Genomic DNA, 20,310 nt, shown 5'->3' on the forward strand with positions numbered 1-20,310 from the left:
GAGGGCGCAGTGCGTATCGGCATCGTGTGCCCGTACTCGTTCGACGTGCCGGGCGGGGTGCAGAACCACGTCATGGACCTGGCCGAGGCGCTGCTCGGGCTCGGCCACGAGGTGAGCGTGCTGGCGCCGGCCGACGAGGACTCGGCGCTGCCGCCGTACGTGGTGTCGGCCGGGCGGGCGGTGCCGCTGCCGTACAACGGGTCGGTGGCCCGGATCGCGTTCGGCCCGGTCTCCACGGCCCGGGTGCGGCGCTGGATCACCCGGGGCGACTTCGACGTGCTGCACGTGCACGAGCCGCTCACCCCGAGCCTGTCGATGCTGGCGGTGCTCTGCGCCCGCGGTCCGGTGGTGGCGACCTTCCACACCGCGATGACCCGTTCCCGGGTGCTGTCGGCCGCGCAGGGCGCGCTCCAGATCGTGCTGGAGCGGATCACCGCCCGGATCGCGGTGAGCGCGCTGGCCCGCAAGGTGCAGGTTGAGCACATGGACGGCGGCGCGGTGGAGATCCCCAACGGGGTGGCGGTGGCGAAGTTCGCCGGGGTGCCGCCGCTGCCGGGCTGGCCCGGGGAGTGCGCCCCGGGCACGGGCGGCACGCTCGGCTTCCTCGGCCGGTTCACCGAGCCGCGCAAGGGCTTCCCGATCCTGCGCGACGCGTTCGTCGCGCTCGCCCCGCGCCGTCCCGGGCTGCGGCTGCTGGTCGCCGGCCCAGGCGACGCCGACGAGCTGTACGGGCGGTTCCCGGCCGACCTGCGGGACCGGGTCACGTTCCTCGGCCTGGTCTCCGAGGCGGACAAGGCACGCATGCTGCGCAGCGCGCACCTCTACGTCGCACCGAACACCGGCGGGGAATCATTCGGGATGATCCTCACCGAGGCGCTCGCCGCCGGGACGACAGTGGTCGCGAGCGACCTGGACGCGTTCCGCCGGGTGCTCGACGGCGGGCGGGCCGGGCGGCTGTTCCCGACCGGCGACGCGGCCGCGCTGGGCGCCGCGGTGTCCGAGCTGCTGGACGACGCCGGCCTGCGGGCCGGGCTGACCGCCTGCGGCGACCAGGTGGTGGCGAATTTCGACTGGCCCGTGGTTGCCCGCCGCGTTCTGGAGGTATACGCAGCCGCGATCGAGGCCACCGACGGCCGGGTCATGGACCAGGAGTGGGCGGGACTGGGCTGACTTCGGTGGCCGGTGCGGCCGCTGTGACGAGCGCGTCGACCGGTGCCCCGCGCCGGCCGGGCGGGATGAGGAGCAGCACTACGATGCCGGGCATGTGGTGGGTGGTGGGCGCCGTCCTGGTAGTCGGGGTGGTCTCGGCGTACCTGATCTGGACCTCCGGCCGGGTGCAGCGGCTGCAGGTCCGCGCGGACTCGGCGGCCCGCGCGCTGGAGGCGCACCTGCTGCGCCGCGCGGCCGCCGCCGCGGTCCTGGCCGAGCAGCGGTACGGCGTGGAGCTGTACGCCGCCGCCCGGATCGCGCTCGACGCCGCCCCGGAGGAGCGGGAGGCGGCCGAGAACGACCTGACCCGGCAGTTGCGGGCGGTGCGGCTGGACCCGGACGACCCGGGCTGCGCGGCGGTGATCGCGGCGAGCCGCCGGCTGGCGCTGGCCCGGCAGGTGCACACCGACCTGGTCCGCGACGCCCGCTCGGCGCGAGGGCGTCCGGTGGTGCGGCTGTTCCGGATGGGGCGGGGCCGGGAGTGGCCCCGCTACTTCGACATCGACGACCCGACGCTGGCCTCCCCGGCGGACGTGACCACCGGCTGACCGGCGGTCGTGACGGGGGCCACACGGCAGGCCACCGGGGGTTCGATTGGCGCTCGGAGCGGCGCCGGGACGGTCGTAGCATTCCTGCGCAGTCACCTCCCGAGCACGCCGAGGAGCGATGTCCCGTGTCTGAGTCCGCAGCCCCGACCCCCGCCACAGCCGTCGGCACCGCCCGCGTCAAGCGCGGCATGGCCGAGATGCTCAAGGGTGGTGTGATCATGGACGTGGTCACCGCCGAGCAGGCGAAGATCGCCGAGGACGCCGGCGCGGTGGCGGTGATGGCGCTGGAGCGGGTGCCGGCCGACATCCGCGCGCAGGGCGGCGTGTCCCGGATGAGCGACCCGGACATGATCGACGGCATCATCCAGGCCGTCTCGATCCCGGTGATGGCCAAGGCCCGCATCGGTCACTTCGTGGAGGCGCAGATCCTCCAGGCGCTCGGCGTCGACTACGTCGACGAGTCCGAGGTGCTGACCCCGGCCGACTACGCCAACCACATCGACAAGTGGGCGTTCACCGTCCCGTTCGTGTGCGGGGCGACGAACCTGGGCGAGGCGCTGCGCCGGATCACCGAGGGCGCCGCCATGATCCGGTCGAAGGGTGAGGCGGGCACCGGGGACGTCTCCAACGCCACCACCCACATGCGCAAGATCCGGCAGGAGATCCGCCGGCTCCAGTCGCTGCCCGACGACGAGCTGTACGTCGCGGCCAAGGAGCTGCAGGCCCCGTACGAGCTGGTCAAGGAGATCGCCGAGCAGGGCAAGCTGCCGGTCGTGCTGTTCACCGCGGGCGGCATCGCGACCCCCGCCGACGCGGCCATGATGATGCAGCTCGGCGCCGAGGGCGTCTTCGTCGGCTCGGGCATCTTCAAGTCCGGCAACCCGGCGCAGCGGGCCGCCGCGATCGTCAAGGCGACCACATTCCACGACGACCCGGACGTGCTGGCCAAGGTGTCGCGCGGGCTGGGCGAGGCGATGGTCGGCATCAACGTCGACGAGATCCCCCAGCCGCACCGCCTCGCCGAGCGCGGCTGGTGAGTGCAAGGAAGGGCCCCCTGTTAACGCCTCCGGTAGAGGCGGGGCCCCTTGTTAACACCCCGGAAGGAACATCGTGGCCGGACCGGTGATCGGCGTGCTCGCGCTTCAGGGCGACGTACGCGAGCACGTCGCGGCGCTGACCGGCGCGGGCGCCGACGCCCGGCCGGTGCGGCGCCCCGGCGAGCTGGACGCGGTCGACGCGCTGGTGGTGCCCGGCGGCGAGTCGACCACGATCAGCAAGCTGGTGGACATCTTCGAGATGCGCGAGCCGATCGACAAGCGGATCGCCGCCGGCATGCCGGTCTACGGCTCCTGCGCCGGCATGATCATGCTGGCCGCGCAGGTGCTGGACGGACGCCCCGACCAGCGCGGCTTCGCCGGGGTCGACATGACGGTGCGGCGCAACGCGTTCGGCCGTCAGGTCGACTCGTTCGAGGCGCCGGTGACGCTCACCGGCGTCGACGGCGGCCCGTTCCACGCCGTGTTCATCCGCGCGCCCTGGGTCGAGCGGGTCGGCCCGGACGTCGAGGTGCTCGGCCGGGTGACCGACGGCCCGGCCGCGGGCCGGATCGTCGCGGTACGGCAGGGCAACCTGCTGGCCACCTCGTTCCATCCGGAGCTGACCGGCGACCTGCGGCTGCACCGCCACTTCGTGGAGCTGGTCCGGGCAAGCCGCTGAGTGACCGGTCCGTCCCTGGTTGTGCCGGTTCGGGGGGCCTCGGGCGGGCCGCTGCCGTGCGGCGCGTGACAGCCGACCGCCCGCCGCCGGTAGGATTGCCGAGATTCGGCAGGGCCATCAGCCCGCCGCGGCTCCCAGCGAAGATCACAGCACCTCGACGTGCGCCGGCGGGGGAGCGGGGCGTGTGCGGTGCGGTCGATGCAGACGGCGGGTAGCAACGGAGGTAACAGATGTCCGGCCACTCAAAGTGGGCGACGACCAAGCACAAGAAGGCGGTCATCGACGCCAAGCGCGGCAAGATGTTCGCCAAGCTGATCAAGAACGTCGAGGTGGCCGCACGTACCGGCGGCGGCGACCCGGCCGGCAACCCGACTCTCTACGACGCCATCCAGAAGGCGAAGAAGAACTCGGTCCCGAACGACAACATCGACCGCGCGGTCAAGCGCGGCTCCGGCCTGGAGGCCGGCGGCGCCGACTGGCAGACGATCATGTACGAGGGTTACGGCCCGAACGGCGTGGCGATGCTGATCGAGTGCCTCACCGACAACCGCAACCGTGCCGCCACCGAGGTGCGTACCGCGCTGACCCGCAACGGCGGCTCGCTGGCCGACGCGGGCTCGGTGTCGTACATGTTCTCCCGCAAGGGCGTGGTGATCGTCCCCAAGGGCGGCACGACCGAGGACGACGTGATGATGGCAGTGCTCGACGCGGGCGCCGAGGAGGTCAACGACCTCGGTGAGGCGTACGAGGTGGTCTCCGAGCCGGGTGACTTGATCGCGGTCCGCACCGCGCTGCAGGACGCCGGCATCGAGTACGAGTCGGCCGAGTCCTCCCTCATCCCCAGCGTGAACGTGCCGCTGGACGAGGAGGGCGCGCGCAAGATCTTCAAGCTGATCGACGTGCTGGAGGACTGCGACGACGTGCAGAACGTCTTCGCCAACTTCGACGTGTCCGACGAGGTGATGGCCGCGGTCGGCTGACCCCGGCCCGACGTGCCGAGCGCCGGCCCCCCGCTGCGGGGGCCGGCGCTCGGCGTTGCGGGCGGTCAGCCGATCGGCTCGCGTTGCCGCCACGCCGCCCGCACCGAGGTCCGCCCGTTGGTGCGCAGCAGCGAGCCCTCGTAGACCCGGGCCCCGGCGAGCAGGAACCCGGCCGCCGCGAGCAGCAGCAGCGCCAGCGACACGAACGGCTCCCACGTCGCCGCGTCGCCGGTGAACAGCCGTACCGGCATCGCGGTCGGCGAGGAGATCGGCAGGTACGACAGGACCCGCATCGCTGTGGCGTTGTCGTTGAGGAACACCACGGCGAAGAACGGCGCCATCACCGCGAGCTGCACCGGGGTGGACGCGCCCGCGATGTCCTCCTGCCGGTTCACCAGCGCCCCGGCGGCCGCCCACATCGCCGCCAGCAGCAGGAAGCCGCACAGGAAGAACGGCACGAACCAGCCGACCGCGGGCGCGACCAGGCTCAGCAGGTCACCGCCGCCGGTCAGGCGCATCCCGATCAGCGCGGCGGCCGCGATCAGGGTGATCTGCCCCAGCGCCAGCGCGCCCGCGGCGAGGATCTTGCCGGCCAGCAGCGCCCGGGCCGGCACTGCGGCCACCAGGATCTCCACGATCCGGGTCTGCTTCTCCTCGGTGACGCTCTGCGCGATCTGCAACCCGAACGTCTGGGACATGAAGAAGAAGACGAACGCGAACGCGAACGGCACCAGGTACGCGACGAGCGGGTCCACCGCGTCCGGGTCCAGCAGCCGTACCTGCGGCGCCGCGCTGAGCGCGGAGACCACGTCGTCCGGGGCCCGCTCGTCGGCGACCACGACCGGACCGGTGACCACCGCGGCGTCCGCGTCGCCGTCGCGTACCGCCTGCTCGGCGGCGCCGTCGTCGGCGACCACGAGGACGTCCAGCCCGGCCGCGCGCAGCGGTTCGGCGCCGGCCGCGGTGACCGCCACCGTGGACGGGCCGCTGCTCAGCATCGCGGGCACCACGGTGGCGACGACGGCGAGCAGCAGGAAGATCAGCGTGCTGTAGAGGAACGTCTTGTCGCGGACCTTGACCTTGATCTCGCGGGCCGCGACCAGCCGGGTGGCCTGGAACGTGTTCACTGGTTGACCTCTCGGAAGATCTCGGCGAGGGACGGGGTGACCGGGCCGAACGCGCGCACCGGGCCGCGGTCCAGCGCCGCGCGCAGCACGGCCTGGTCGTCGGTGGGCGGGTCCACCTCGAACACGGCGCGCGCGCCGTCGAGGTCGACCAGCCGCACGCCGGGCTGGTCGCGCAGCCAGCCGGCGTCGCCGTCGACCACGAGCGAGAACCGGGGCAGGGTGTACGCGGCGCGCAGCTCCTCGCGGGCGCCGGCGGCCCGGATCGTCCCGCCGGCGATGAGCACCAGGTCGTCGCAGAGCCGCTCCACCACGTCGAGCTGGTGGCTGGAGAACAGCACCGGCGCTCCGGCGGCGGCGCGTTCCCGCAGCACCGCCACCACCATGTCGACGGCGAGCGGGTCGAGCCCGGAGAACGGCTCGTCCAGGATCAGCACCTCCGGGTCGTGCACCAGCGCGGCGGCGATCTGCGCGCGCTGCTGGTTGCCCAGCGACAGCGTCTCCAGCAGGTCGTCGGCCCGCTCACCGAGACCGACCCGCTCCAGCAGCGCGTCGGTGCGGCGGCGGGCCCCGGCGGCGTCCAGCCCGTACAGGCGGCCGAGGTGGACCACCTGCTCGCGGGGCGTCATCTTGGGATAGAGGCCGCGTTCCTCGGGCATGTAGCCGAACCGGCTCCGGTCCTCCCGGGTGAGCCGGTGTCCCCGCCACGTGACCTGCCCGGCGTCCGGGGCGAGGACACCGAGGATGATGCGCATGGTGGTGGTCTTGCCGGCGCCGTTGCCGCCGACGAATCCGGTCATGCGCCCGGCGGTCACGTCGAAGGAGACGTCTTTGAGCACCTGACGGCCGCCGAAGCTGCGGTCGACGCCGTCGAGGCGGAGCACGCTGGTCATGATCCCGACGCTACGGCCGGCGCCCGCTCCCGTCGTCCCACCGCGGGACGATCACGTGGTCCGCCCTGCGACGGACCGGCGTCATCCGCCGGGCCGGACCACCCCGTGCTCGTACGCGAACACCACGGCCTGCACCCGGTCGCGCAGCCCGAGCTTGGCCAGCACGCGGCTGACGTGGGTCTTCACCGTCGCCTCGCCGACACGCAGGACATCCGCGATCTCGGCGTTGCTGGCCCCGCTCGCGACCAGCTCCAGCACCTCCCGCTCGCGCGGCGTCAGGTCCGCCGTCGCCGCGTCGTGCCGGGGGTCCGGCGGCGCCGCGCCGGGCCGGGCGAACGTGGAGATCACCCGCCGGGTGAGCGCCGGCGCGATCAGCCCTTCGCCCCGCGCCACCACCCGTACCGCCTCGACCAGGTCCTCCGGCGTGCCGTTCTTCAGCAGGAAGCCGCTCGCCCCGGCGCGCAGCGCGGCGAACAGGTAGTCGTCCCTGTCGAACGTGGTGAGGATGAGCACCGCCGGGCCGCCCGGCGTCGTGTCGCCGGTGATCCGGCGGGTGGCCTCCAGCCCGTCGAGGACGGGCATCTCCACGTCCATCAGCACCACGTCCGGCCGCAGCGCGGACGCCATCGACACGGCGCGCTGCCCGTCGGCGGCCTCGCCGACCACCTCGATGTCGTCCTCGACTTCGAGGATGACCCGGAAACCGGTCCGGACCAGGTGCTGGTCGTCGACGAGCAGCACCCTTACCGGCGCGCTCACGCCGCCCGCCCGGCGGCCTCGACCGGCAGCGGCATGCGGGCCCGGACCCGGAACCCGCCGCCGGGGCGCGGCCCGGCCTCCACCTCACCGCCGTGCGCGACGACCCGCTCCCGCATGCCGATCAGGCCGAGCCCGGTCCCGGCCGCCGGCGCGCCGCCCTGTCCGTCGTCGCTCACGTCGATCTCCAACTCCCTCGCCAGATAGCGGACGCGCACGTCGAGCGTGGTGGCGTGGGCGTGCTTGACCACGTTCGTCACCGCCTCCTGGACGATCCGGTACGCCGCCTGCGACACCGAGCGGGGCAGCGGCACGGGCTCCCCGTACACCCCGAGGTCGGCCCGCAGCCCGGTCTCCCGGGCCCGGTCGACGAGCGCGCGGACCTGGTCGATGCCGGCGGTGTCCTCCGGCGCGGCGACCGTACCGGCCGCGGCGTCCGGGTCGCGCAGCACGCCGAGCATCCGGCGCAGCTCGTCGACCGACGTGCGGGCCGTCTCCTCGATGGCGGCCAGGGCGGTACGCGCCTTGTCCCGGTCGCGGTCGAACACGCGCCGGCACGCGGCGGCCTGCACGCCCATCACCGACACGTGGTGGGCGACCACGTCGTGCAGCTCACGGGCGATGCGGACCCGCTCGCCCATCACCGCGCGCTCGCGCGCCTCCGCCTGGGACCGGCGCAGTTGCTCGGCCTGCTCGCGTAGCTCGTGCCGGCGGCGCGCGGCCACCCAGGCGGTCTGCCCGGCGTAGTAGGCGAACCCGAAGAACAGCACGTTGTAGAGCACGCCGTTTACCACGGCGGCGAGCACCGGCGGCACCGGGCCGGCGGCGTCGGCGAAGGAGGCCGCCGAGATCTGGTCGGCCCGCAGCGCGAGGGACAGCGCGAGCCAGCCGAACATCGCCACGATGATGCCGGCCCGCAGCCGCCCGGCCAGCCGCCGGTCGGCGCCCCACGCGCCGAGCGTGAACAGGGCGGCGAACAGCGCGCCCGACGGGAGCTGCGCCAGCGGGACCGCACGCGCCTGCCCGGCGACGAAGGCGACGGCGACGATCACCGCGACGGTGGCGGGCCACCGCCGCCGTACCGCCAGCGGGGCGGTCACCGCGACGGTCCACCAGATCTGCTCGGCGACGCTCGGCGGCGGCCCGAGCAGGAACGCCCCGGTGCTGTACGCCAGGGTCAGCTCGAACAGGGCCAGCACGGTGACCGCGAGCCCGACCCAGAGGTCGGCGCGGAACTGCGCGGCCGTGGGAGCCGGCCGGCGCCAGGCGGTGGTGGGTGCGGTGCTCACCGTACGACCATGCCACCGACCGGGCCGCCGTGGTGGCCGGGGCGTAATCGGGTGGGCCGGACGACAGTGCCGACGTAACCTGCCGGGGTGTTCGTGCCCGATCTGCCGTTGCGTACCGAGCGTCTGCTGCTGCGCGCCTTCACCGCCGCCGACCTCGCCGTGGTCCGGGACTACCGGGGCCGCCCGGAGGTCACCCGCTACCTCTACCACGAGCCGTACGACGACGCCGCCGCCCGAGCCGCGATCGAGCGGCTGGTCCGGCGGACCGCGCTGCGTGCCCCCGGCGACGTGCTCAACCTCGCGGTGACGCTCGCGGACACCGGCGAGTTCGTCGGCGACGTGCTGCTGAGCTGGACCAGCGGCGAGCACCGGCAGGGCGAGATCGGGTACGTGGCGCACCCCGCGCACACCGGCCGGGGCTACGTCACCGAGGCGGCCCGGGAACTGCTGCGGATCGGCTTCGACGGGCTGGGCCTGCACCGGATCGTCGGCCGACTGGATGCCCGCAACACCGCCTCGGCCCGGGTCCTGGAGCGGCTCGGCATGCGCCGGGAGGCGCACCTGCGGGAGAACGAGTTCGTCAAGGGGGAGTGGGCCGACGAGGTGGTCTACGCGCTGCTGGCCCGCGAGTGGCGGGCGGCGGCCTGAGCGCGGGCCCGGCGTGACGGCCGGGCCCGCGTCCGGCGGGTTCCCGGTGACTCAGCAGCAGCAGCCCCGCCGGAACGACCGCTCGACGTACGACGCCAGACCGGCCTCGTAGAAGCCGACCCCGGGCCGGATCGGGTGGTCGCTGAACAGCTCGACCCGCGACCCGAACCGGACCAGGTAGGCGTCGGCGTCCCCCGCGTCGTTGCGGATCATGCGGCCGCGCGGCCCGTAGATGCGCTCCAGCTCGGCGAAGGACATCCCGACCGACCCGCCGGCCGGGGAGCGCGGCGGGGCGGTGGCAGTGCCCACCGAGACGAGCCGGCCGTCCCGGAAGGTCAGCATGATCGCCCCGGCCCAGGAGCCGGTGACGCCGGCGTGCACGATTCCGGGACAGCCCGGGGCGGTCCAGTCGATCAGCCCGGCCGCGACGAGCCGGTCCAGCCGGGCCCCGATCCGGAACGGGCCGGCGCCGCGGACGCTGAGCACCTCGTTCTGCGCGACAGCCGGCCGGACGGGCGCGGCGTCGGCGGCGGTGCGCGCGGGCGCGGCGGAGGCGGCCGGCGCGGCGGCGGTGACCGGCACGACACCGGCCAGCGCCAGCAGGCCGGCGAGGACTGTGGACGGGATTCGGTTCATGGCGGTTCTCCTTCGGTCGGGTTCTCCTGTCCTGTTGGTCTCCGGCCGGTCCGGTTCGGTTCGGGATCGTCTACCGTCGACGTGACGGTGATCGTGGCGGCGGTCCCGGAGGTGATGCCGATGACCACGCCGACGCGGATCGGGGCGTTCCGGGTGGAGCGTCTGCTCGGGGCGGGGTCCTTCGCCACGGTCTGGCTGGCCTACGACCCGGCCCTCGCCGACCGGGTCGCGGTCAAGGTGCTGGCCGAGAACTGGAGCCACGACCTGCGGGTGCGGGAACGGTTCCTCGACGAGGCCCGGCTGCTGCGGCGGCTGGACGACGACCACCTGGTCCGGGTGCACGGCGTCGGGGAACTGCCGGACGGGCGCCCGTACGCGGTGCTGGCCTGGGCGGACGGCGGCAGTCTCCGGGATCGGCTGGCCCACGGTCCGCTGCCGGTGGGCCGGGCGCTGACGGTGCTCGACGAGATCGCGGCGGGCGTGGCGGTGCTGCACCGGCATCGGGTGGTGCACCGCGACCTGACGCCGAGCAATGTCCTGTTCCACTCCGGGCCGGACGGCGAGCGGGTCCTCATCGCCGACCTGGGGCTGGCCAAGGCGCTCGCCTCCGCCTCCGGGCTGACCGCGCGGGCCGGCACGCCCGGCTACATGGCGCCCGAGCAGAACGAGCCGCTGGCGGTGGTCGACACCCGGGCCGACGTGTTCGGGCTGGGCCGCCTGGGACTGCGGCTGCTCGGCCGGTGCAGCCGGGCCGACGCAGAACCGGCCGCCTCGCGGCTGCGTGCCGGCGTGCCGGCCGGTGTGGACCCGGTGCTGCGGCGGGCCACCGCCGTACGCCCGGCCGACCGCTACCCGGACGCGGACGCGTTCCGGCAGGCGCTGCGGCGCGCGGTGGCGGGCGGGCCCGCGCTCGTGCGGGCGCGGCGGGCGCCGCGTCCGGGCCGGCTGGTCGCCGGGGTCGCGGTGGCGCTCGCCGTCGCCGGTACGGGCGCGGGGGACACGGCCCGTCCGCACCCGGCCGGCGCGCTGGGGCGCAGCGGCCCGCTGACGGTGGTCCTGCCGGCCGGCTGGCGGGCCGAGGGCACCGGCTGGGCCGGCCAGTACGGCGACGACGGTGACCTCGAACCGGCGCTGGTGATCTCCCCGGATCCGGGGAGCTGGGCGGTCGACCCGGGCCTGCCCGGGGCCTTCGTCGGCCTCTCCGCCGGTACGGCGCGTCGTACCGGCCCGGCGGGTTTCCTCGCCGAACGGCCGCACGCGGACTGCGCCGGGGCGCCGTCGCGGCACAGCCGGCAGGGCGGCGTCGAGTGGACTGTCGTCACGTTCACCTGTCCCACCGGCCGCCCCGTGATCGTCGAGGCCGCCGGGCTGGCCCCCGGCCGCGCCGGTCTGCTCTACGTCCAGCTCGTCCCGCCGGCGGGCGCGGGCGCGGACTTCGTCGACGGTGTGCTCGCCGGGGTGCGCGCCGGATAGCCGGCGCGGTCAGACCACCACGACCGTGATCGGGTACGCGCGGCCGTCCTGCGGAATGGTGACCACCACGGTCCCGGTACGCACGAACCGGATGTCGACCACACCGGCCTCGTAGTTGCGCGAGACGAGGTCCTCCCGGTCCACAGTGACCTCACCCGGCCCGATCCCCTGGATGCGCAGCACCCCGCCGGCGGCGAAGCAGAGGGACTTCAGCAGCGCCAGTTCGGTCTCGGCGAGGACCAGGTCGTAGCGGACCGGCCCGAGACAGGCGGCCGGTGGCGTGGTGCGTACCGGCGGGGTGGGTCTCGTGGTCCGGGGCGCGGCCGGTGGCCGTGACCGGGCCGGCGAGTTCGCTGGCGTGGCGCGCGACGGCGCCGCGACCCCGCTGACGCCGGGCGCCGGGGTGAGGGCGGCCGGGGTCGTCGCGGCGGACGGCGCGGCGGCGCTGGTGACCGGCGGGCGTACCGGCAGAGGCGAGACCGGGCGGTCGGCGCATGCGGGCGTCCCGGCGAGGACGGCGAGCGCGGCGACCACCGCGGCGCGGCGGCGGGGTGGCTCACGCATCGGACATCCGCCGCCGCAGCTGCCGGCGGGCCTCGTGGACGCGGGACTTCACGGTGCCCTCGGGCACGTCGAGCAGGCCGGCGATCTCCCGGTAGCTCATCCCGAGCACGTCGCGCAGGGTGACCGTCTCGGCGAGGTCCGGCGGGACGGCGTCGAGCGCGTCCAGCAGGTCGAGCCGGGTGCCGGCCACCACGCTGGTCCGGCGGGGGTCGGGCGGGTCCGGCAGCGGGACGCCGCCGGCCTCCCGCTGCCACCGTCGCCGCAGCGCCCGGTAGGTGGACCGGGCCCGGTTGGCGGTGATCCGGTACAGCCAGGTGTCGAAGGACGAGCGTCCCTCGAATCCGGCGATGCCGCGGGCGAGCGCGAGCAGCGTGTCCTGGCACGCCTCCTCGGCGTCCTGCCGGTGGGGCAGCAGGCGGGCGCACTGGCGCAGCACGTCCGGCCGGACGGCGGCCAGCAGGGCGTCGAGTGCCCGCCGGTCTCCGCGTGCGGCCGAGCGGGCCAGCTCGTCCGTGCCGTCGGGGAGGGGCATCAGAGGTCCAGTGCTCGCCGGTGGTGCGGGAGACCAGGCTATGCCCGGGGTGACCGTGCCGCCGCCGCTGAGTCGGGCAGCCGACGGCTGGCCGCCCCGGCACCGAGGGGTGCCGGGGCGGCCGGAGGATCGGCCGGCTTCAGCGGGTGGCGCGGCCGGCCTTGACCGCGCTGTCGATCACGTCCCAGATGGCGACCAGCACGACCACCGCGCCCGCCACCCGGGCGAACTCGACGGTCCCGCCGTCCCGCAGCCAGGCGAACCGCTCGACCAGCTCCGGGTTGAGCAGCCGGTCGGTGGCGAGCAGCCAGAGCACCGGGGCGGCGAAGGCGACGTTGAGCACCGCGTTGACCGCCACCAGCGGCCAGGTCCACCGGCCGGACCGGTACTTGGCGATCTCCAGGCCGACGGTCGCCAGCAGCACCACGATCAGGGCCGGCAGCCAGAAGCTCCAGAGCGCCGGGTCGAGCGCCGGCAGCCGGGTGCCGTCGTCGGTGGTCCAGCGCTGGAAGTGCTGGCCGATCAGGAGGCCGATGGTGGCGAGCAGGAACACCACCGAGGCGATGCTGTCGGAGTGGCTGATCTGCCGTTCCCGGGCCTCCTCGGGGAGCTGGTCGACCGTCCACTCGGGCAGCCCGAGCGGCGTGCGGGTGCGTTCCAGCACGGCGAACACCAGCGTGACCCAGAACGCGATCTGCACCGCGGTCTGCATGGCGGCGACGACGGCCGCCCCGATCGCCGCGCCCGGCTCGCCGTCGACGAGCGCCTTGGTGAGGCCGGTGAGCACGCCGACGATCGCCGGAATCCAGGTGAGCAGCAGCCGCAGCAGCCGCCACCAGGTCAGGTAGTAGCGCGGGCCGATGAGTTGCAGCGTGCGGTCGCTGTAGCGGGCCGCGAGCTTCTCGGGGTGGCCCAGCTCGGTGAGCACCTCGCGTTCGGCCGAGGCGTGGTCCTGCCCGCCGGAGGTCCGGTCGTCGATCATGTCGGCGATGGAGCCGCGCAGCTCCTCGGCGAGTTCCAGGCGGCGTTGCGCGGGCACGGCCCGCATGGTGGCGGCGACGTAACGGTCGGTCAGGGAACTCATCGTTCCGCTCCTTCGATCAGTTCGGTGACGGACGTCCGCACCGCGGTCATGTCGTCGAGCAGCCGGTTCAGGACGGTCTCGCCGTCGTCGCTGGTCCGGTAGAACTTGCGCGGCCGGCTCTCCTCGGTGTTCCACTCGCTGGTCAGCAGGCCCTGGTCCTCCAGCCGGCGCAGCAGCGGGTAGAGCGTGTTCGCGTCGACCGCGAAGCCGTGGGTGGCCAGCCGTTGCAGCAGTGCGTAGCCGTAGTCGGGGCGGCGCAGGGCGACCAGGCTGGCCACCACGACAGTGCCGCGTCGTAGCTCCTGGAGGTGGGTCCGGAGGACCTCTTCGCTGACCATGTGCAACACGATACTGTGTGCCACACACCATTGCAATAGAGAAGAACATCGCGTGCCACACACCGGCCGGTCGGAGAGACCCGGACCACCCTCGGCGCGGACGGTGGAGCCCGCACGATCACCTCGGTAGGGTGGGTCGGTCGACTCCGACGCATTGATCCACAACCCGGGGGGCGCCACGCATGGGCGATTCGTTCGCGCATCTGCACGTACACACCGAGTACTCGATGCTCGACGGGGCGGCCCGGCTCAAGGACCTCTTCGCCGAGGCGGCGCGGCTCGGCATGCCGGCGGTGGCGATCACCGACCACGGCAACATGCACGGCGCGAACGACTTCTACAAGCAGGCGATGGACGCCGGGGTCAAGCCCATCCTCGGCGTCGAGGCGTACGTGGCGCCGGAGTCGCGCTTCCACAAGGCCCGGGTCAAGTGGGGGCGCCCCGAGCAGAAGAGCGACGACGTCTCCGGCAACGGCGCGATCACCCACATGACCATGTGGGCGAAGAACCGCGACGGCCTGCACAACCTGTTCAAGCTCAACTCCCGCGCCTCCATGGAGGGCCACTACGTGAAGTGGCCCCGGATGGACATGGAGCTGATCGCCGAGCACGCCGAGGGCATCATGGCCACCACCGGCTGCCCGTCCGGCGCGGTGCAGACCCGGCTGCGGCTCGGCCAGTTCGACGAGGCGCTCAAGGTCGCCGCCGCGTACCAGGACATCTTCGGCAAGGACAACTACTTCCTGGAGATCATGGACCACGGCCTCGACATCGAGCGCCGGGTCCGCGAAGGGCTCACGGAGATCGCCCGCAAGCTCGACATCCCGCCGGTGGTCACGAACGACTCGCACTACACCCACGAGGCGCAGGCCGAGGCGCACGACGTGCTGCTCTGCGTACAGACCGGCAGCAACGTCGCCGACCCCAACCGGTTCCGCTTCGAGGGCGGAGGCTACTTCGTCAAGTCCGCCGACCAGATGCGCGCGGTCGACTCCTCCGAGTTGTGGCAGCAGGGCTGCCGCAACACGCTGCTGGTGGCCGAGAAGGTCGACCCGGCCGGCATGTTCACGTTCCACAACCTGATGCCGCGGTTCCCGATCCCCGAGGGCGAGACCGAGGAGTCCTGGTTCCGCAAGGAGACGTTCGCCGGGCTGAAGCGCCGCTTCCCCAACGGCATCCCCGAGGGCCACGTCGTCCAGGCCGAGTACGAGCTGGGCGTCATCATCCAGATGGGCTTCCCGTCGTACTTCCTCGTGGTCGCCGACTTCATCCAGTGGGCCAAGAGCCAGGGCATCGCGGTCGGCCCCGGGCGAGGCTCGGCGGCCGGCTCGCTCGTGGCGTACGCGCTGGGCATCACCGACCTCGACCCGATCCCGCACGGCCTGATCTTCGAGCGGTTCCTCAACCCCGAGCGCGTCTCCATGCCGGATGTCGACATCGACTTCGACGAGCGCCGGCGCGGTGAGGTCATCAAGTACGTGACCGACAAGTGGGGCGAGGACAAGGTCGCGCAGATCGCCACGTTCGGCACGATCAAGGCGAAGGCCGCGATCAAGGACTCGGCCCGGGTGCTCGGCTTCCCGTACGCGGTCGGCGACCGGATCACCAAGGCCATGCCCCCGGCGGTGATGGGCAAGGACATCCCGCTGTCCGGCATCTTCGACCCGAAGCACCCCCGCTACGCCGAAGCCGGCGAGATCCGCGGCCTCTACGAGTCGGACCCGGACGTCAAGAAGGTCATCGAGACCGCCAAGGGCATCGAGGGCCTGATCCGGCAGACCGGTGTGCACGCCGCGGGCGTCATCATGTCCGCCGAGCCGATCATCGAGCACATCCCGCTTATGCGGCGCGACTCCGACGGCGTCATCATCACGCAGTTCGACTACCCGACCTGCGAGTCGCTCGGGCTGCTGAAGATGGACTTCCTCGGCCTGCGCAACCTGACGATCATCGACGACGCGGTGAAGAACATCCAGCTCAACCACGGCCGGGAGATGGACCTGCTCGGCCTGCCGCTGGACGACAAGGCGGCGTACGAGCTGCTGGCCCGCGGTGACACGCTCGGCGTGTTCCAGCTCGACGGCGGGCCGATGCGCTCGCTGCTGCGGCTGATGAAGCCGGACAACTTCGAGGACATCTCCGCCGTCCTGGCGCTCTACCGGCCCGGCCCGATGGGCGTGGACTCGCACACCAACTACGCGCTGCGCAAGAACGGCCTCCAGGAGATCACCCCGATCCACCCGGAGCTGGAGGAGCCGCTGCGCGAGATCCTCGCGCCCACGTACGGCCTGATCGTCTACCAGGAGCAGGTGCAGCGCGCCGCGCAGATCCTCGCCGGCTACACGCTCGGCCAGGCCGACCTGCTGCGCCGGGCGATGGGCAAGAAGAAGAAGGAGATCCTGGACAAGGAGTTCATCCCGTTCCGGGACGGCTGCCGCGAGCGCGGCTACTCCGACCAGGCCATCCAGGCCGTGTGGGACGTGCTGGTGCCGTTCGCCGGCTACGCGTTCAACAAGGCCCACTCCGCCGCGTACGGCCTGGTCTCCTACTGGACCGCGTACCTGAAGGCGCACTACCCCGCCGAGTACATGGCCGCCCTGCTCACCTCCGTCGGTGACGACAAGGACAAGATGGCCCTGTACCTGTCCGAGTGCCGCCGGATGCGCATCCAGGTGCTCCCGCCGGACGTGAACACCTCCGCCGGCCCGTTCACCCCGGTCGGCAAGGAGATCCGCTTCGGTCTCGGCGCGGTGCGCAACGTCGGCGCGAACGTGGTCTCCTCGATCATGCGGTGCCGCGAGGAGAAGGGCGACTACACCGACTTCTACGACTTCCTGTCCAAGGTCGACGCCGTCGTCTGCAACAAGAAGACCATCGAATCGCTGATCAAGGCCGGGGCGTTCGACTCGCTCGGCCACCCCCGCAAGGGCCTGCTGGCAGTGCACGCCGACGCCATCGACGCGTACGCCGACGTCAAGCGCAAGGAGGCGGTCGGCCAGTACGACCTGTTCGGCGCCGGCTTCGGCGAGGCGGAGACCGGCGGCACCACCACCGTCATGCCGGTCATCGGCGAGGGGGAGTGGGACAAGCGCGACAAGCTCGCGTTCGAGCGCGAGATGCTCGGCCTGTACGTCTCCGACCACCCGCTGTTCGGCCTGGAACACGTGCTCGGCGCCGCCGCGGACACCACCATCGCTGCGCTGTCGGAGGAGGGCACAGTGCCCGACGGCGCGGTGGTCACCCTGGCCGGCATCCTCTCCGGCGTGCAGCGCCGGGTCACCAAGCAGGGCCGGGCCTGGGCGTCGGCCACCCTGGAGGACCTCGCCGGTGGCGTGGAGACGCTGTTCTTCCCGAACACGTACGAGGTGATCGGCCAGTACATCGCCGAGGACGCCATCGTGGTGGTCAAGGGCCGGGTGGACCGGCGCGACGACACCCCGCGCATCATGGCGATGGACATGTCCATGCCCGACGTCACCAGCAACCCGGCGAACAAGCCGGTCACCCTGAGCATCCCGGTGCACCGCTGCACGCCGCCGCTGGTGGAACGGCTCAAGGAGACGCTGGTGCTGCACCCCGGCGACACCGAGGTGCACGTCAAGCTGCTCAACGGCGGCAAGGTCACCACGCTGCGCCTCGGCCCGTTCCGGGTCGCGCCCACCACCGCGCTGATGGGTGACCTGAAGAGCGTGCTCGGCCCGGCCAACGTGAGCTGACCGGGCCGAGCGCCCGCGGGACGTACCGCTAGACGCGGGTGACGCGGATGGCGTCGGCGATCACGTACCCGGTGCTGCCGGACCACCTGCTGACACCGACCTTGTTGGCGTCCCCGGCGGCCAGGGTGAACGTGCCCAGCGAGCGCCACGCACCGCCGTTGGCGCTCTGGTTCACCGAGACCGTCTGGTTGCCGCTCGTCGTCGCGACGATGTACGGCGTGGAGGTGTTGTAGCCGGCGACGGCCGGATACCAGACCTCCACCCGGTAGGTGGCTGTCGCCGGGATGTTCACCTTGTACCAGGCGGTGTCGCTGGCCGCGACGGGGTTGGCGTACCGGTAGTCGGCGCCGTAGCGCTGCGCCGAGTACGTCGAGGTGCCCCAGTTGGCGCTCGCGGTGAACCGGCCGGCCGTGGTGTTGTCCACGATGGTGGACCAGGCAGTCGGCGGCGGCGTGGTGTCGCCGGTGACGAGCTGCATGTAGTAGGTCCAGTTCCAGTTCGAACCCGGGTCGGTGTGCGTGGCGCCCGGCACCTGGTTGTGCCCGATGATGTTGTTACGGGTCTTCGGGATGCCGTACTTGTCGCACAGGAACCGGGTCAGCGCCGCCGACGACCGGTACATCGCGTCGGTGTACCAGGAGGCGTTGTCGACGTACCCCTCGTGCTCGATGCCGATCGACTGGGTGTTGTAGGTCCAGTTGCCGGCGTGCCAGGCGATGTCCTTGTCCCGCACCATCTGGGTCACCGCGCCGTCGGAGGAGCGGAGCAGGTAGTGCGCGCTGGTGCCGGCGGCGGCGTTCTGGAACCAGCTGATCGAGCCGGCGTAGCTGCCCTGCATGGTGTGGATGACGATGTAGTTGATCGGGTACGCCGACTCGCGGCTGGAGACCGTGTAGTTGGACGAGTTGGCCGGCACCCAGGCCGCCGGGCCGTAGTCGGTGCTCAGCGTGCCGAAGTCGCCGGTGCCCAGCGGCGCCACGTCGGCGTACCGGCCCCGCTGCGGCGCGACCGGACGGCCGTCCACGCTGACCTCGCCGCCTGCGGTGGTCGCGATGAAGCCCCGGGCGAGCAGGTCGTACACGGAGTCGGCGTACAGCCGGGCGGTGGACTCGTCCGTCGAGCCGCCGTAGCGGGCGATCGGGCCGTACCACTGGTTGACGTCGTCGCGCTGCGCCGCGGTCAGCCCGGCCTCGTCGGCGTAGGAGCGCAGCACCGCCGCCGCGCCGGCCACGTTCGCCGCGTCCCGGGTACGCAGTTCGGCGCGGTCCAGCCGGGTCCGGCGCGCGGCCTCGTCGAGGGTCCGCACCTTCGGGTTGCTGGTCAGGTGCATCACGCCGTACCCGCCGGAGGCGCTGGGCTGCCCGCCGTGGCCGTCCAGACGTGTCTCGGCGTACCCGAGCGCGGCGAGCAGGTCGCGTGGCACGTCGGAATCGGCCGCGGCCTGCGTGAAGGCGGCGGCGAGCGGCTGCGCGCGGTGCTGAGGCGCGGCCTGGGCCGGCTGGCCGGTCAGGCCGATCGTGAGGATCATGGCGCCGCCGAGCAGGGTGCTCACCCGACGCGAGGGTCTCCGAATTGTCACGTCACTCCTCGTCGACTACTTGGGGCGACTGGCTCCCGTCGCCGGTTCGCCGCACCTTATAGCGTGACGTTCGTCTATGTCGATACCTTGCAAAGTAAGCTTTCTTGATGAAGACTTCCTTCAGGACTGTGGCATGTGCGGCAGCCGCGCCGCCCGCCCTCCGCTGCGCCCCGGCCAGGTCGGCGCGAGCTGTCCCCGTACCGTCGCGGTCTTGCCCGGCGTGCCACGGCCGGGCAGCATCGTGCGGATGCCGCCCACCGGCCTGCTGCGCGTCCGTGACCTGGTGCCCGACTTCCTGGCCTGCGCCGAGGCCGGCCCGCCGCAGCCGTGGACCTCTCGCTACCTGGCCGGGCATCCGGACGTGGTGCGGGCGCTGCGCCGCGACGGCGACTGGTCCGACGCCGCCGGCGTGGCCGCCGCCCTGGACAGGCTCCGCGACCGGGCCGCCGACCTGGCGGCACGAGCCGAGACGGTACGCGCGGCGCTGCCGGACGGCGTCGCGGCGGTGGCCGGGGCGCTGGGCTGGTCCGGCGACGGCGGGCCGGTCGAGTGCGTGGTGCTGGTCGGGCTGAACCAGGCCAACGGCTGGGCCGGTGAGCTGAACGGCAGGTACGCGCTCTTCCTCGCCGTGGAACAACTCGGGCCACCGGAGGACCTCGACCTGCTGGTCCGGCACGAGGCCGCGCACGTGGTGCACGACCGCGGCGCCGCGATCCGCGACTGGCCCGAGTACGGGGTGGCGAACGCGCTGTTCACCGAAGGGCTCGCCACCCAGGTCACGGCGGAACTTGACCCCGGCCGGCCGGACGAGGAGTACCTCTGGTTCGGCCGGCCCGGGCACCGGCAGTGGCTCGACGAGTGCCGCCGCCGGTGGCCGGAGATCCTGCGCCGGGTACGCGCCGACCTCGACGCCACCGACGCCGAGCACCACGCCCCGTACTTCCTGATGCGGGACTCGCCGCTGGCCGGCGGCCTGCCCAAGCGGTGCGGCTACCTGGTCGGCCTGACCGCGGTCCGGCACCTGCGCCGCCACCACTCCCTGCGCGACCTGGCCACCTGGCCCCTGCCCCGAGTCCGCACGGAGCTGGCCGTCGCGCTCCCCGACCTCCCCCCACCGCCCTGACCCCCGCCCCCACCCCCGCCCCCACCGCGACGATCATGAAGTTGGCGGCACCTGCGGTCCGATTTGTCGCCGTCAACTTCATGATCGACGGCGCGAGGAGTT

The 20,310-nt window shown here is 73.0% G+C and carries 19 protein-coding genes; 9 read left to right on the forward strand and 10 right to left on the reverse strand.

Features of this window, described 5'->3' with window-relative positions:
• Positions 1–9 precede the first annotated feature (9 nt).
• The 5 genes from MicB006_RS26595 to MicB006_RS26615 all read left to right on the forward strand — a co-directional run bounded on the left by MicB006_RS26595 (position 10) and on the right by MicB006_RS26615 (position 4,453).
• The gene (locus MicB006_RS26595; protein ID WP_116509810.1) at positions 10–1,170 is read left to right on the forward strand and encodes a glycosyltransferase family 4 protein; all 1,161 of its coding nucleotides are present in this window, start codon (positions 10–12) and stop codon (positions 1,168–1,170) included.
• 92 nt (positions 1,171–1,262) lie between these two features.
• A complete protein-coding gene (locus tag MicB006_RS26600; protein ID WP_225980512.1) occupies positions 1,263–1,757 on the forward strand; it encodes a hypothetical protein in 495 nt (164 codons plus the stop codon).
• Between the two features lie 125 nt (positions 1,758–1,882).
• A complete protein-coding gene (gene pdxS, locus MicB006_RS26605) occupies positions 1,883–2,794 on the forward strand; it encodes a pyridoxal 5'-phosphate synthase lyase subunit PdxS (protein ID WP_116509812.1) in 912 nt (303 codons plus the stop codon).
• Positions 2,795–2,867: 73 nt separating this feature from the next.
• On the forward strand, positions 2,868–3,473 hold the full coding sequence (pdxT, locus tag MicB006_RS26610) for a pyridoxal 5'-phosphate synthase glutaminase subunit PdxT (protein WP_116509814.1): 606 nt from the start codon (positions 2,868–2,870) through the stop codon (positions 3,471–3,473).
• A 230-nt stretch (positions 3,474–3,703) separates the two neighbouring features.
• Positions 3,704–4,453: a YebC/PmpR family DNA-binding transcriptional regulator gene (locus MicB006_RS26615; RefSeq protein ID WP_116509815.1), complete on the forward strand. Its 750-nt coding sequence runs from the start codon at positions 3,704–3,706 to the stop codon at positions 4,451–4,453.
• A gap of 65 nt (positions 4,454–4,518) precedes the next feature.
• Here MicB006_RS26615 and MicB006_RS26620 read toward each other — a convergent pair whose 3' ends face one another.
• The 4 genes from MicB006_RS26620 to MicB006_RS26635 all read right to left on the reverse strand — a co-directional run bounded on the left by MicB006_RS26620 (position 4,519) and on the right by MicB006_RS26635 (position 8,515).
• Positions 4,519–5,580: an ABC transporter permease gene (locus MicB006_RS26620; protein ID WP_116509817.1), complete on the reverse strand. Its 1,062-nt coding sequence runs from the start codon at positions 5,578–5,580 to the stop codon at positions 4,519–4,521.
• Positions 5,577–6,470: an ABC transporter ATP-binding protein gene (locus MicB006_RS26625; RefSeq protein ID WP_116509818.1), complete on the reverse strand. Its 894-nt coding sequence runs from the start codon at positions 6,468–6,470 to the stop codon at positions 5,577–5,579. The genes MicB006_RS26620 and MicB006_RS26625 overlap by 4 nt, the downstream gene beginning before the upstream one ends.
• 81 nt (positions 6,471–6,551) lie before the next feature.
• Positions 6,552–7,229 carry a response regulator transcription factor gene (locus MicB006_RS26630; protein WP_073827628.1) on the reverse strand — a complete coding sequence of 226 codons (678 nt, stop codon included), beginning with the start codon at positions 7,227–7,229 and terminating at the stop codon, positions 6,552–6,554.
• Positions 7,226–8,515: a sensor histidine kinase gene (locus MicB006_RS26635; RefSeq protein ID WP_116509820.1), complete on the reverse strand. Its 1,290-nt coding sequence runs from the start codon at positions 8,513–8,515 to the stop codon at positions 7,226–7,228. The genes MicB006_RS26630 and MicB006_RS26635 overlap by 4 nt, the downstream gene beginning before the upstream one ends.
• Positions 8,516–8,602: 87 nt before the next feature.
• On the opposite strand from MicB006_RS26635, the gene MicB006_RS26640 reads away from it, so the two are divergent.
• Entirely contained in the window at positions 8,603–9,163 is a 561-nt protein-coding gene (locus MicB006_RS26640) for a GNAT family N-acetyltransferase (RefSeq protein ID WP_116509822.1), read from the forward strand.
• Positions 9,164–9,214: 51 nt separating this feature from the next.
• Here MicB006_RS26640 and MicB006_RS26645 read toward each other — a convergent pair whose 3' ends face one another.
• The gene (locus MicB006_RS26645; protein WP_116509824.1) at positions 9,215–9,799 is read right to left on the reverse strand and encodes a hypothetical protein; all 585 of its coding nucleotides are present in this window, start codon (positions 9,797–9,799) and stop codon (positions 9,215–9,217) included.
• Positions 9,800–9,880: 81 nt separating this feature from the next.
• Here MicB006_RS26645 and MicB006_RS26650 point away from each other — a divergent pair, with 81 nt between their 5' ends.
• Positions 9,881–11,272 (forward strand): serine/threonine-protein kinase, encoded by a 1,392-nt coding sequence (locus MicB006_RS26650; protein WP_225980513.1) that lies wholly within the window; start codon positions 9,881–9,883, stop codon positions 11,270–11,272.
• Between the two features lie 9 nt (positions 11,273–11,281).
• On the opposite strand, the gene MicB006_RS26655 is transcribed toward MicB006_RS26650, so the two are convergent.
• From MicB006_RS26655 to MicB006_RS26670, 4 genes are all read right to left on the reverse strand, one after another.
• Positions 11,282–11,836, reverse strand: coding sequence for a hypothetical protein (locus tag MicB006_RS26655; protein ID WP_116509825.1), 555 nt, complete (start codon positions 11,834–11,836; stop codon positions 11,282–11,284).
• Complete coding sequence (locus tag MicB006_RS26660; protein ID WP_116509827.1) at positions 11,829–12,368, reverse strand: RNA polymerase sigma factor; 540 nt, start codon at positions 12,366–12,368, stop codon at positions 11,829–11,831. The genes MicB006_RS26655 and MicB006_RS26660 overlap by 8 nt, the downstream gene beginning before the upstream one ends.
• A 139-nt stretch (positions 12,369–12,507) precedes the next feature.
• Positions 12,508–13,452 (reverse strand): permease prefix domain 1-containing protein, encoded by a 945-nt coding sequence (locus tag MicB006_RS26665; protein ID WP_116509829.1) that lies wholly within the window; start codon positions 13,450–13,452, stop codon positions 12,508–12,510.
• A complete protein-coding gene (locus MicB006_RS26670) occupies positions 13,449–13,790 on the reverse strand; it encodes a PadR family transcriptional regulator (RefSeq protein WP_116509831.1) in 342 nt (113 codons plus the stop codon). The genes MicB006_RS26665 and MicB006_RS26670 overlap by 4 nt, the downstream gene beginning before the upstream one ends.
• Positions 13,791–13,972: 182 nt before the next feature.
• Between MicB006_RS26670 and dnaE the strand changes: the two genes are divergently transcribed.
• Positions 13,973–17,506 carry a DNA polymerase III subunit alpha gene (gene dnaE, locus MicB006_RS26675; RefSeq protein WP_116509833.1) on the forward strand — a complete coding sequence of 1,178 codons (3,534 nt, stop codon included), beginning with the start codon at positions 13,973–13,975 and terminating at the stop codon, positions 17,504–17,506.
• Between the two features lie 28 nt (positions 17,507–17,534).
• On the opposite strand, the gene MicB006_RS32865 is transcribed toward dnaE, so the two are convergent.
• Positions 17,535–18,485, reverse strand: a complete 951-nt coding sequence (locus tag MicB006_RS32865; RefSeq protein ID WP_370013509.1) for an N-acetylmuramoyl-L-alanine amidase — start codon at positions 18,483–18,485, stop codon at positions 17,535–17,537.
• Positions 18,486–19,218: 733 nt separating this feature from the next.
• Here MicB006_RS32865 and MicB006_RS26685 point away from each other — a divergent pair.
• Positions 19,219–20,208 carry a hypothetical protein gene (locus MicB006_RS26685; RefSeq protein ID WP_225980515.1) on the forward strand — a complete coding sequence of 330 codons (990 nt, stop codon included), beginning with the start codon at positions 19,219–19,221 and terminating at the stop codon, positions 20,206–20,208.
• Positions 20,209–20,310 lie beyond the last annotated feature (102 nt).

This window comes from Micromonospora sp. B006 (assembly GCF_003408515.1).
Lineage (GTDB): Bacteria > Actinomycetota > Actinomycetes > Mycobacteriales > Micromonosporaceae > Micromonospora > Micromonospora echinospora_A.